The organism is Bacteroidota bacterium, from assembly GCA_016713925.1.
In the GTDB taxonomy this organism is placed as follows: Bacteria; Bacteroidota; Bacteroidia; order AKYH767-A; family OLB10; genus JAJTFW01.
Map to the genome: position 1 here is coordinate 257,790 of JADJOH010000008.1, position 12,506 is coordinate 270,295.

General features: G+C 40.9%; 11 protein-coding genes. 6 read left to right on the forward strand and 5 right to left on the reverse strand.

Features of this window, described 5'->3' with window-relative positions:
• Window positions 1–269: 269 nt before the first annotated feature.
• The 3 genes from IPJ86_15515 to IPJ86_15525 form a co-directional block, all read right to left on the reverse strand.
• Entirely contained in the window at window positions 270–971 is a 702-nt protein-coding gene (locus IPJ86_15515) for a twin-arginine translocation signal domain-containing protein (protein MBK7888630.1), read from the reverse strand.
• A 172-nt stretch (window positions 972–1,143) separates the two neighbouring features.
• Window positions 1,144–2,109, reverse strand: coding sequence for an NAD(P)-dependent alcohol dehydrogenase (locus tag IPJ86_15520; protein MBK7888631.1), 966 nt, complete (start codon window positions 2,107–2,109; stop codon window positions 1,144–1,146).
• A gap of 103 nt (window positions 2,110–2,212) precedes the next feature.
• Window positions 2,213–2,695: a biotin/lipoyl-binding protein gene (locus tag IPJ86_15525; GenBank protein ID MBK7888632.1), complete on the reverse strand. Its 483-nt coding sequence runs from the start codon at window positions 2,693–2,695 to the stop codon at window positions 2,213–2,215.
• 112 nt (window positions 2,696–2,807) lie between these two features.
• On the opposite strand from IPJ86_15525, the gene IPJ86_15530 reads away from it, so the two are divergent.
• The gene (locus IPJ86_15530; GenBank protein MBK7888633.1) at window positions 2,808–6,509 is read left to right on the forward strand and encodes a GHKL domain-containing protein; all 3,702 of its coding nucleotides are present in this window, start codon (window positions 2,808–2,810) and stop codon (window positions 6,507–6,509) included.
• Window positions 6,510–6,565: 56 nt separating this feature from the next.
• On the opposite strand, the gene IPJ86_15535 is transcribed toward IPJ86_15530, so the two are convergent.
• Window positions 6,566–7,018 (reverse strand): MarR family transcriptional regulator, encoded by a 453-nt coding sequence (locus tag IPJ86_15535; GenBank protein MBK7888634.1) that lies wholly within the window; start codon window positions 7,016–7,018, stop codon window positions 6,566–6,568.
• 194 nt (window positions 7,019–7,212) lie between these two features.
• Between IPJ86_15535 and IPJ86_15540 the strand changes: the two genes are divergently transcribed.
• Window positions 7,213–7,434 carry a (4Fe-4S)-binding protein gene (locus IPJ86_15540; protein MBK7888635.1) on the forward strand — a complete coding sequence of 74 codons (222 nt, stop codon included), beginning with the start codon at window positions 7,213–7,215 and terminating at the stop codon, window positions 7,432–7,434.
• Window positions 7,435–7,619: 185 nt separating this feature from the next.
• Here IPJ86_15540 and IPJ86_15545 read toward each other — a convergent pair whose 3' ends face one another.
• Window positions 7,620–8,498, reverse strand: coding sequence for a fructosamine kinase family protein (locus tag IPJ86_15545; protein MBK7888636.1), 879 nt, complete (start codon window positions 8,496–8,498; stop codon window positions 7,620–7,622).
• A gap of 74 nt (window positions 8,499–8,572) precedes the next feature.
• On the opposite strand from IPJ86_15545, the gene IPJ86_15550 reads away from it, so the two are divergent.
• From IPJ86_15550 to IPJ86_15565, 4 genes are all read left to right on the forward strand, one after another.
• A complete protein-coding gene (locus IPJ86_15550) occupies window positions 8,573–9,736 on the forward strand; it encodes a methionine aminotransferase (protein ID MBK7888637.1) in 1,164 nt (387 codons plus the stop codon).
• A 78-nt stretch (window positions 9,737–9,814) separates the two neighbouring features.
• On the forward strand, window positions 9,815–10,624 hold the full coding sequence (locus IPJ86_15555; GenBank protein MBK7888638.1) for an amidohydrolase: 810 nt from the start codon (window positions 9,815–9,817) through the stop codon (window positions 10,622–10,624).
• A 304-nt stretch (window positions 10,625–10,928) separates the two neighbouring features.
• Window positions 10,929–11,555: a hypothetical protein gene (locus IPJ86_15560; GenBank protein MBK7888639.1), complete on the forward strand. Its 627-nt coding sequence runs from the start codon at window positions 10,929–10,931 to the stop codon at window positions 11,553–11,555.
• A gap of 398 nt (window positions 11,556–11,953) precedes the next feature.
• Entirely contained in the window at window positions 11,954–12,331 is a 378-nt protein-coding gene (locus tag IPJ86_15565; GenBank protein MBK7888640.1) for a hypothetical protein, read from the forward strand.
• Window positions 12,332–12,506: the final 175 nt, after the last annotated feature.

Consider the following 12,506-nt stretch of genomic DNA (forward strand, 5'->3'; position numbering starts at 1 on the left):
GTATCTCAAGTATATCAATGTATCTCAAGTATATCAATGTATCTCAAGTATATCAATGTATCTCAAGTATATCAATGTATCTCAAGTATATCAATGTATCTCAAGTATATCAATGTATCTCAAGTATATCAATGTATCTCAAGTATATCAATGTATCTCAAGTATATCAATGTATCTCAAATATATCAATGTATCTCAAATATATCAATGTATCTCAAATATATCAATGTATCTCAAGTATATCAATGTATCTCAACCAACACCCACTCCTACATTCTTCCCGCCACTACATTCCAATTCACTACGTTCCACCAGGCGTTAACGTAATCCACACGTTTGTTTTGATATTTTAAATAGTAGGCATGTTCCCAAACATCAAGTCCAAGAATAGGCGATCCCTTAAAATCAGAAATGTCCATGAGTGGATTATCCTGATTCGCAGTTGAACCGATGGCCAATTTGCCATCAGGGGTTTTTACCAGCCATGCCCATCCGGAACCAAATCTGCTTTTTGCAGCCTCATTGAATAACTCCTTGAATTTATCGAAGTCTCCGAATGAGGCATTTATTGCGTCAGCAATTCTTCCTGTTGGTACTCCTCCGCCGTTAGGTTTCATCACTGTCCAAAAAAAGGAATGATTCCAGTGTCCTCCTCCGTTATTACGCACACCGGCCGGGAATTTTGAAATATTTTTTACAATATTATCCAATGAAGGATCATGAATATGCAGGTCACTGCATAGTTTGTTGAGGTTGTCAACATATGTTTTATGATGCCTGGAATGATGGATCTCCATGGTTAATGCATCAATATGGGGTTCGAGGGCTTTATAATCATAAGGAATTAATGGCAATGAAAAATTAGGGTCACCATGAGGAGTGGCCATTAGTCCTGATCCTAAAGTGACAGCTCCTGCAGTTGCAGCAGCGCTAATCTTGATGAAATCCCGACGGGTGAAGTTGTTGTCCATAATTATTGTTTTTTTATGTTTTGTTGTATAATTGGAATATTGTCGTTTTTGTTTTTTGGTAGTTTTGAAAGCCCGGCAGGTTTTAATTAAAGAGATGATTTTTCTAACTTACATTTTTCTTCATTCAACTCCGGATAGACGAATGAATGAATTACCAAATAAGATTCATCTTTCAATTGGTAACAATTAAAACTACGTTTCCGGTTTTTTGTCCACTTTCTACATATTTATACGCTTCTGTAATTTGTTCTAATGTATATTTTCGGTCAATGACAGGTTTGTAAATTCCTTTTTCAACCAGATCTTTTAGTAAACAAATGATTTCTTTGTTCATAGAGGGCAACGGGAACAGAACTCTTTTCCCTCCCATGAAAGGTGTGGTGAGGGCAAGAAAAACATTTTCTCCGTTTTTCCCCAGCTCTGTTGATATGTAAACGCCTTTTTCGGTTAACAAAGGCTTACATTGTCCAAATGAACTCTTGCCCACCGCGTCAAAAATGAAATCAAATTTTTTGTTTGTCATAGTAAAATCCCGGGTTTGATAATCGATGACAACATCTGCTCCCAGCGAAGCTACCAATGCTACATTTTTTGTATTGCAAACTGCTGTTACATTCACGTTAAAATACTTTAATAGTTGTACAGCAGCTGAGCCTATAGCGCCTGTTGCCCCGTAAACCATCGCCTGTTGTCCGCTTTTTATTTTTGATGCTTTTATACTGCAGAGAGCATAGTGGGCACCTTCGGTTATTGGTGCAGCTTCATCAAACGGTAGGTTGGCAGGTATATGAGCAATCGCATCATTTTCTGCAATAGTCAAGTATTCGCCATGACCACCAAATGATTTGTCATTAAACCCGAATACCCTGTCTCCTTTCTTGAAGGCACTAACATCCCGTCCAATTTCTTCGATACTTCCGGCAAATTCACATCCTAATATTGGATATTTTGGTCGTAATAGTCCGCTCCAAAAACGCGAAATGAAATATTCGGCACTGCGGAAGCCTGCATCTGTGCGATTGACGGTACTTGCATAAACTTTCACTAATATTTCATTGGCCTTTGCCACAGGCTTTTCTACTTCGGCCAGTTGAGCAACTTCCGGTGGTCCATATTTTTTATAAACTACCGCTTTCAATTTTAATATAGATTTAAATTATTTTAGATGAGAAGCTAAGTTTGTCATTTAAAAGGAGGCGGGCATTTAGCAAAAAGGGAGGTGGATTTTCAAGATAGATAGATCAGCACTTCATTTTTTCTACCGCTTGTCCCTTTTTTACTACAATCTTTTTTACTGTTGCGTCTGCGCTTGCCTTCAGGGAATTTTCCATTTTCATTGCTTCGAGAACAAGAAGAGTATCGCCTTTAAGAATGCTTTGTCCTTCTTCCACAGGAATATTCACCACAAGTCCGGGCATGGGTGCTTTGAGATCGCCGACGCGTAGAGCAGCTGAACTATCCATCCCTAACTCTTTTAGCAATTCATCGTATTTTGTTCGGAGATTAACTGCAACTTTTTTCCCATTAACTTTAATGAGAAATTCTTTATTGGCCGTATCACTTTCCAATACTTCCATTTCATATGAAACGCCGTTCAGTATAAGGTGATAAGATCCGGATTGAACATGATTCAAATCAAATTGCTGGATTTCACCATTTATAACTAGTTGCGCCCCCTTGTTTTCAATTTGCCATTCCGCGGCACCGTTAATGATTGCTTTCATAATGAAACAAAGGTAAATTATCCTGATGGAATTACATACTCAAACATTAATTCGTTAATAAATTCAGTCTGATTCCGGGATATCCATTCCCGGAGTGCCTACTTTCGCTGTAATGTCCTATAAACGCCGCCTACTTCTGTTCAGTGTGCTTGCCCTCTGTTTTTTATGCACAGGACTGTCATTACAGCTTTGGCAGGAAAATGCAGCGCAATCCATGGAAAAGCCGGCTCAGAATGCCGAAATTGCTTTAAATAGACTGATCAGCAATTTAAATTCAACGCTTGATCAACTTCAACAGGAAATGGAAGGTCCTCGGTTTAACGACCGGGCATTTTCGATGAAGGTGCAGCATATGGATCTGCCTCCTCTCTCCTGTATATTGGTATTTGAAGCCGGCAATCTCCGTTTTTGGACGGAGAATCAGGTGCTGCCGGATTCAGCAAAGATCAGCACATTGGAACCCGGTAAGATACATTTTGTGGGGAATGGCTGGTATTTTCTCCAGACAAGAGCGGTTGGTGATCGATTGCTGGCGGGTCTATTGCTGGTTCAACATCAGTATGTATTGCAGAACAAGTATCTGAATAACCAATTTCATCCTGCCCTCGAGCTACCGGAAAATACCCAATTTGAAACAAGTCCCGGTCCGGTGGGTTTTTCAATTAAAGATGAAAAGAGCGTGGAGTTGTTTAAGGTTTCTTTCAGCAAAACTGATATTGAAAATCGTTGTCCGCATTTTATTTCACTTTTATATGGTTCTTCCATTTTATTCTTATTGCTGGCTGCCTTTGATGCCTTACGACGATTAGGCAGGAAGAGATCAGTGTGGGGAATAATTTTGCTATTCGGAATAATAATAATTCGTTTTCTGATGGCATCCTTCCACTGGCCGGATGCATTATATGAGAGTGATTTGTTTAGTTCTACTTTTTATGCGAGCGGATTTATGCTGAACTCGCTGGGGGATTTGCTCATTTCAGTTGCTGTTGCTTCATTGATCATTATTTTCACCTATGCCTGGCTGTTACAAGGGAAGAGATTCAAGGAAGGTGTATTCAGCAGGATGCTGATCATATTGGTATTTTATAGCACTTTTTTGTTTTCAGTTTTAATCAATTACCTTTTAAGCGGATTGATCATCAATTCGCAAATATCCTTTGATATCAGTAATATATTTCAATTGACTATCTATACCGGAATTGGGATGTTGATAATTGGTATGCTGCTCGGTACTTTTTATCTGCTCTGTGACGGTGGTGTGCAGTTCATCCGTAAAACAGGTTTGAAGTTTTCCAACGTGGCCATATTATTTCTCATTTCGCAGGGAATTTTCCTGACTACATTATTGGTATATCGCGAAGATGATCTGTTCACCGACTATGGTGTCAGTGCTTTCCTCATGGCTAATATTTTGATATTTTTTATCGGTTATATCAGGAAAAGTGAGTTGCAGTTGTATTCATTATCCCGAACAGCATTGGTGATTCTGGTTTTCTCCTTGTACGCGGCACAGATTATTTACAGCTTCAATGAAATCAGAGAACAGCAAAAACGTCAATTGTTGGCAGCCCAGCTTGAAAACGAACAGGATGTTGTCGCGGAATTTCTCTTGCAGAATATAGAGCTGCGTTTACGAAACGATAAATCACTGATCCATCTCCTTTCCCTTTCCCGGCAGATTGTGATGAATTCACCGAATCTGATTGAGGACATTAGCAGACAGTTGACACGTCAGTATTTTAGCGGGTATCTTGGTCGTTATGAAGTGCGGTTTAAATATTTCAATTCCTCCGATTTACCTGTAAACAGAGCAGGGGATCCTTCATGGAATATCGACATTATTAATAACAGAAATCTCAAAGAAGGGAAACCTGTTGCAGGTAATAGTTTTTATTATTTCAGTGGAGAAAATGGAAGGGCAGAGTATGTTGGGCTATTGAAACCTGGCGGAAATGATGCTCCGGTGGGAACATTAGTCATTGAATTGAGGGCCCGTTCATCACAAGAAGAAAATGGCCTGCCCGAATTGCTTCTCAACGATAAAGTAGGCAGGACAAGAGATCTCACCAACTATTCCTATGCCAAGTATCAATTGGGCAAGCTGGTGAATCAATCGGGTGGGTATAATTATTATTTAACGGAAGCACCTTACCTGCAGTACATGAGAAACCTGGATGGAATGCGCTTTGTTTCTTTCGATAATCATTCGCACCTGTTTTACAGGTATGGTCGAAATCTGATTATATTGAGTACGCCGCGTCAGGGTTTATGGGTATGGGTCACTTTGTTTTCATACCTCTTTACTTTCTTTACATTCCTGTATATTTTTCTGGATATTTCTATTCGTCTTATTAGAGAGGGACTCCGGTTACAGTTGAATTTTAACAGCCGTATCCAGCTTACTATTGTATTAATTGTTATCGGAACACTTACGCTGATTGGTGTTGCCACGGTGACATATATTGTAGATAATTACGAGAAGGCGCAGACCACCAGGATAAGAGAAAAGATGAACAATGTAAGAGTGTTGGTGGAAAGTCAACTGAGATCCAGAGAAGAACTCGGATTTAGTATTACTGATGATTTATTGTATTCTTTCAGAAATCTCTCCGGCACTTTGAAAACTGATTTCAATCTGTACAAACCGAATGGAATATTGTTTTTTTCATCTCAGCCCGGTATATATGAACAGGAGATCATAGCGCCTGTGATGAACCGGACTGCATTTACCAGTTTAACTACTAACCAAAAGGCACATTTTATACAGAGTGAGAATATCGGAAATCTCAAGTATATAGCGGCCTATGAACCTGTGCGTAATGCCGAAAGTAAGGCTATCGGTTTTTTAAGTTTACCGTATTTTGACCGTGATACAGAGTTAAAGAGAGATATTTCCGGATTCCTCGTCGCGTTAATAAATCTCTACGTGCTTCTGTTTAGTATTTCAATTTTGGTAGCCTTTATTATTTCGAACCGCATCACTCAACCCCTTCGGATTATTCAGGAGAACCTTAAACGTACCACGCTTGGTTCCGAAAGTCAACCCATTATATGGAAGACAAAGGATGAGATTGGAGCATTGATTGGCGAGTACAACCGCATGCTGGATCAATTGCAGAAGAGTGCCGGCCTGCTTGCACGATCAGAGAGGGAAAGCGCCTGGCGGGAAATGGCCAAGCCAGTAGCACATGAAATTAAAAATCCGCTAACACCCATGAAATTGGGAATTCAGCACCTGCAACGGGCGATGGACGCGAAGCATCCTAATATGGATGAACTTGTCAGGAAAATCAGTACCACCTTGATTGAACAAATAGATACCCTCTCCAATATTGCAACGGAGTTTAGTCATTTTGCCAAGATGCCTAAGCCGGAATATACACGTGTAGAGTTGAAGGGAGTTTTGATTCATGCTTGTGATTTATACAATGAGGCAGGAAGTGCGACTGTCGTTTTTGAAGATAGAGCAGGAGAATTGTTTGTTCAGGCAGATAAGGACCAGTTGATAAGAGTGTTTGGGAATCTTATTAAAAATGCACAGCAAGCTATTCCGGATGATAGAGTAGGAGTTGTTAAATTGCGAATTGAAGAGAGTAGCAACGATATCACAGTGAGTGTAGAAGATAATGGTGTCGGCATACCGCCGGATCAGCTGGGGAAAATATTTGTTCCGAATTTTACTACCAAAACCAGCGGAACAGGACTGGGGCTCGCTATGGTAAAAGCAATGGTGGAAGGTATGGGCGGACAAGTGTGGTTCAATACCAGAGAAAACGAAGGCACAACTTTCTTTTTGAAGTTGATTAAAAATTAAACTGAAGTTTTTAATTACTAATAAACTGGCTATTCAGGATAGTTTCCCTGATATTTTTATCCCCTCAAGCGATCCAAAAGATCACAGAGTTGTCCGGCTTCTGCTTTAGATATTCCCTGTAATTCTTTAAGCCATTCATCCGCTTTCGCATCTAACTCTGTCAACAGATCTAAGCCTTTTTGCGTAATCCAAATATCCACCTGGCGACGATTATGTTTGCAGATCTCTCGTTTGACCAATGATTTTTGACGTAATTTTTCCACCAAACGTGTGGCGTTGGAATTTTTGTCAATCATGCGTTCTGTAATATCACTCAGACGGAGTGCATTCGGAAAAGAACCACGTAAAATGCGGAGCACATTAAACTGTTGCGGAGAAATGCCAAAAGGTTTAAAGCGTTGAATATTGTAGCTGTCCAGCCAACTGGCCGTGTAAAGTATATTCACTACGACTTTTTCGTGCTCGTTATTGAATTTACTTTGTTTTATGGCCTCCTCAATCGTTCCCATGGGTCAAAGATACAATTTGCAAAAGTGGTTTGGGCCAATAAATGACGAAATATCATCCTGTTCTTTTTCACTGATCCTTAATATAATCCATCAATAGATGTTCATTTTCTATTTCAGAAGCATAAAGGTTTATTTTCTGTGCAAAATTCGTATTTTAGCTCATGTTAATTCGTTAACCCCATTTGTCTGAATATATGAAAGAGATCACAAAAAAGTACTCGAACGGTGAAGTAACCATTGTTTGGAAACCCTCCTTATGCATCCATTCTGCCATTTGTTTCAAAGGCCTGCCTGCAGTTTTTGACCCGCGTAAACGCCCCTGGATCGAAGCAGAGAACGCCGGAACTACAGAAATAGTTGAGCAAATAAAGAAATGTCCTTCCGGGGCATTATCCTATATTCTTCCTTCCCCATAATTTTATAGAGAATTTGATTTTTAAAATCCTCATTTTCTTATTTCTCCCCTTCCCCCTCCCCCCAGAGAGCGTAGAGAACGATCCTCCCCGCCCCCTCAAATCTCCTCAGATTCATCTTGTCGCTAACAAGACGAGTAATGACGAGACCTTCCTCCAATCTCGTCAGTTGACGAGAGTTCCCCTGCTTATCGTATATATTTCCTAACGATGCTTCTCGCCTCCTGCACATAATGTCCTCCAAAAAGATTTACATGTACCAACAAGGGGTAAAGATTCCAGAGATCCATACGTTGTTCCCATCCGGTGAGAAGAGGATATGCTTGGTGATATGCTGCATAAAATTCCGGTTCGAATCCTCCAAATAATTTAGTCATTGCCATATCCGCTTCGCGGCAATTGTAAGACACTGCAGGATCTATCAGCCAGGCCTTACCGTCATTTCCGGTAATGTAATTTCCATTCCAAAGATCACCATGAATCAATGAGGGTTGCTCATTAGGAAGAAGATGTACGATTTTTTTGATGAGGTCTTTGAAATCTTTTTCATCCCCTTCGGTAAGTAAACCTTTTCGTACAGCTAATCTTAGTTGTGGCGTTATGCGGTGATGGATAAAAAAATAATGTAGTGATTTTTCCTGTTTATTATCTTGTGGAAGTGAGCCGATATAATTGTTGAAGGAAAGTCCAAATGTTTCCGAAGTATGACGATGCATGGCTGCGAGTTGTTCTCCAAAATGACTGTAAAAATGCTTTATACGAGGTGCCGGTTCTATGTATTCCAGTATTAAAACCTGATGCTGTTTTAATGCTGTAACCGCCACTATTCCCGGAACAGATACACTTCCTGTTTCCATGATCAATTGCAATCCTGCCGCTTCCCCTTTGAACATACCCGGATATCGTGACAAAGAATTCATCTTCATCACGAAGTGTCCGTCTGTAGTCTCTATTTTATATACGCTGTTAATACTTCCGCCTCCAAGCGGATGAATGGCAACCACATCAGCAAAGCGATGAAAGCATTCTTCCCAGGCCAAACGGAAGGCATCAGCAGGATTCATCATTTTTTTTAGGTGAGGATCAATGGCATCCAAAGATACTATTCCGGGATAAGAATGAATGCTTAAATTCGTCGGATATGCCGGAATTTACAGGAAATATACGCAGCAAACTCCCTAAAGCCGGGACAACCATTTTTGCCATAATGTCCGGTCTTGCCAATGAAGTGGGAGCTATCAATTTGAGTCAGGGCTTTCCCGGTTTTCCGGTTTCGCCGAAACTGATTGAACTTTATAACAGCGCCATGAAGGCAGGGCATAACCAATACGCTCCTATGCCGGGCATCCTGCCACTACGGGAGCGCATAGCCGAAAAGATGCAGGAGCTCTATTCTTCTGCCTATAACCCTGATACCGAAATCACAATCACAGCGGGCGGAACACAGGCACTTTATACGGCCATCTCTGCTTTCATTCATGAAGGGGATGAAGTGATCGTTCTCGAACCCGCCTACGATAGTTATGTGCCCGCCATCAATATGGCCGGAGGAATTCCGGTGCATGTACATCTTAAACCACCTGCTTATAAAATACCCTGGGAGGAAATAAAAAAGTTGATCAACCAACGGACACGGATGATCATCATCAATACACCACAAAATCCTACCGGAACTATTTTGACTGCTGCAGATATGCTCCAGTTGGAGAAGCTCACGGACGGCACTGATATTATTGTCCTGAGCGATGAAGTGTACGAACATATTATTTTTGATGGTTACGAACACCAGAGTGTAGCGCGCTTTCCAAAATTAGCGTCGAGGAGTCTGTTGGTATATAGTTTCGGGAAAACATTTCATGCCACAGGATGGAAGACAGGTTACTGCATCGGACCCGCCAACCTCATGAAGGAATTCAGGAAGGTGCATCAGTTTATGGTTTTTTCCGTCAATACACCCCTGCAATATGCTTTAGCGGAGTACATGAAGGACAAAAGCAATTATCAGGGCCTGCAGCAATTTTATGCCGAGAAAAGAGATTATTTTCGTCAACTCATCAACGGATCGGCCTTCAAAATACTTCCCTGTATGGGTTCCTATTTTCAGCTACTCGACTACAGCGGTATTTCAAAAGAGAAGGATACTGATTATGCCATTCGGCTCACCAGGGAAAATGGGGTGGCCTCCATCCCGGTTTCTGTATTTTATCATATACCTCAGGATTATCATCTCCTTCGCTTTTGTTTCGCCAAGGAAAATACAATGCTCGAGCAGGCAGCGGAGCGACTTTTAAAGATTCGTCCGTAAGTAATTACAGGTCGCGACCTGTCATTACATTACGGACGAAAATACCTATATTCGTCATCATTTCTAAAAAATCGGATTATGCCAAGAAATCTAAATATTACCCTCGTTCAATCTACCCTTGCATGGGAATCACCGGTAGATAATTTCAAAACCTTTAATAAATTACTTTCTAAGATTGGAAAAGGAGAGAGTGATGTTATTGTATTGCCGGAGATGTTTAGTACAGGATTTAGTATGGAGGCAAAGAAACTGGCTGAGGAAATGGAAGGTCCGTCTATGCAGTGGATGTTTGAAACTGCAAAAGGATTGAAAGCGGCAATTTGCGGATCGCTAATTATTAAGGAAGAAGGAAAATTTTATAACCGATTTATCTGGATGGAGCCGGATGGGCATTATGATCATTATGACAAGCGCCATCTTTTCAGAATGGCAAAGGAGGAGAAAACTTTTTCAAACAGTGCCGAAGGTTTGGTCATTGAATACAAAGGCTGGGGTTTTTGTCCGATGGTATGTTATGACCTGCGTTTCCCGGTATGGAGCCGTAACCGCATCATTGGAAAAGGCGCGAAAGCAAAGTATGATTACGATGTGCTGCTCTATGTGGCGAACTGGCCCGGTGCAAGAAGCTATGCCTGGAAGCAATTACTCATTGCCCGCGCTATCGAAAATCAAAGTTATGTGGCAGGTGTAAATCGTATCGGAAAGGATGGAAAAGATATTCCGTATAGCGGTGATTCAGTTGTCCTCAATCCACTGGGGGAAAGTATTAGTAATATCAAGCCCAACAAGACCGGAGTTGAAACGATTGAACTCAACTGGAAAGCGCTGCAGGATGTGCGCAAGAAATTTCCGGTGCTGTTGGATGCAGATAGTTTTGGGTTGATGTAGTGGGAAGGATGGAGCAGGTGATTGTTTTTTAAAAGTATGTTGAGGCGAAGAAATATTTTCTGATGGACATTAATTTTGAAAGTTGATATTGCCATGTTAAAAGCAATGTGTTTAATTTGCCGTGGAATTTATGCGGATTTAAGTACCTTGATGATTTAGCTCATTAAAAGATCCTGATTTAAAACTCTTATGCGTTAATTATATGTTGGCTGTTATTGGCATCTGCGATAGAGAGCATTAATGAATTAAAAAACGTGTCCCACTTACTTCTCTGTTTGGATGCGCTTAATGGAGGAACACAGATATGAAAAATACGCGACAACTTGGTTTTCTTTCTTCTTTAGGACTAGTTATAGTTGGAATGACATATGCTATAGTGGTAGGGTTCGGAATTGCACAAGTTGGTCTCGACAAACCAATCATTGACCCGACTCTGGCTGTGATGGAGGCTATTACCTTAGTTTCCGCACCGCTTATTGTTATTTTACTTGCCGCAGTAAGCGGCCTTGCCAGCCCAGAACGCAAGGTGTTTGGAGTACTTGCTCTAACGTTTGGGGCAATTATGGCAGGCTTGACAAGCGCCGTGCATTTCGTGACGCTTACTGCGGGGCGTCAGATGAACTTCACAACATTAGATTGGCCATCCACTTTATATTCTGTCGAACTCCTCGCTTGGGATGTCTTCCTCGGATTGGCTCTTGTCTTTGCTGCTCCCGCAGTCACCGGACGAGGGCATAGCGCCCGTGCCCGCTGGGCTCTTTTTGCAACGGGTGTTCTTTGTTTGCTTGGCGCTATTGGACCAATGGTGGGGAATATGGCTATTCAGCGAGTCGGAATCCTTGGTTATGGTATAGTCCTGCCGATCTCGTGTATTTTCCTTGCTCTAGTTTTTCACGAGGGAAAAGGGCACGAAAAGGCGGAAACACTATGAATGTTGAGTTTGAAGTACAACAAACGCCAACAACAACAGACAAAGGCTAACATCAAGAGGGCAGCTAGTAGTAATTTGAAGTGTAGTACAGCAAATAAACTTCATCGTAAGTTGACAGTAAAGTGCTTCGAATTGCCCGCAGGATTATAGCCTCAACCGTTTCAGGCAACTGCCATCCGATCCGACAGAACATTCTGTTAACCCAAAAACTGACACATCCTTAAAGTCAGCAAAGCCGATTTGCTATCACTTTTATAAAATAAAAAATGACAGGAATCATAAGTATTAGTGAACAGTGTCATTAATTTTCTAGTTGATGACATTCAATTTTACATTGAAAAATAATTAAACTGCAAATCATGAAAAAGTTAATTTCAATTTTACTTGCCATCGTAATTATTACCTTCTTCGGGGGATGTGCTTCAACTGGTCTTACGGCTTCGGCCCATCTTACCAATGTTGGTTTAACAAGCAAAAACTATCAAATTGTGGCCACAAGTATCAGTGGTGAATCCTCAAGTAAAGGAATCTTGGGCGTGAGTTTTGGCATTGGTTTGGGTGGAGGTCAATTCTCAATTATCCCATTATCATCCAATCGTACACTCTATAAGAATGCTATGGAAAACCTTTGGGCAAATTTTGAGGCAAAGAATGGAAGTGCTGTTGGACGGACGCTGGCGTTGACAAATTTGCGCTATGATTCAGAAACTTTCAATATGTTATTTTACACAAAAATTAAAATTGTAGTAATAGCTGATGTCGTGGAGTTTAAATAGATCCCAAGCCATTTAGCAAATGGCAAGGAGAGTACATCATTATTGGTCTTCTCTTACTGAATAATCCCGATATAGAATTAATTAGTGCTACCGGTGCCCTATTGATGTGCTCAGGTTACATTCCATGGGGAGTAAATATGCTAAAGAACTAGCGAAATGTTCGGATGCCATACAG

Bases quoted from the DNA above. Each gene is read 5' to 3' on its own strand.
- IPJ86_15545 (MBK7888636.1), bottom strand. From the start codon at position 8,498: ATGATGAATCCTGCTGATGCCTTCCGTTTGGCCTGGGAAGAATGCTTT.
- IPJ86_15530 (MBK7888633.1), top strand. From the start codon at position 2,808: ATGTCCTATAAACGCCGCCTACTTCTGTTCAGTGTGCTTGCCCTCTGT.
- IPJ86_15540 (MBK7888635.1), top strand. From the start codon at position 7,213: ATGAAAGAGATCACAAAAAAGTACTCGAACGGTGAAGTAACCATTGTT.
- IPJ86_15535 (MBK7888634.1), bottom strand. From the start codon at position 7,018: ATGGGAACGATTGAGGAGGCCATAAAACAAAGTAAATTCAATAACGAG.
- IPJ86_15560 (MBK7888639.1), top strand. From the start codon at position 10,929: ATGAAAAATACGCGACAACTTGGTTTTCTTTCTTCTTTAGGACTAGTT.
- IPJ86_15525 (MBK7888632.1), bottom strand. From the start codon at position 2,695: ATGAAAGCAATCATTAACGGTGCCGCGGAATGGCAAATTGAAAACAAG.
- IPJ86_15515 (MBK7888630.1), bottom strand. From the start codon at position 971: ATGGACAACAACTTCACCCGTCGGGATTTCATCAAGATTAGCGCTGCT.
- IPJ86_15550 (MBK7888637.1), top strand. From the start codon at position 8,573: ATGCCGGAATTTACAGGAAATATACGCAGCAAACTCCCTAAAGCCGGG.
- IPJ86_15555 (MBK7888638.1), top strand. From the start codon at position 9,815: ATGCCAAGAAATCTAAATATTACCCTCGTTCAATCTACCCTTGCATGG.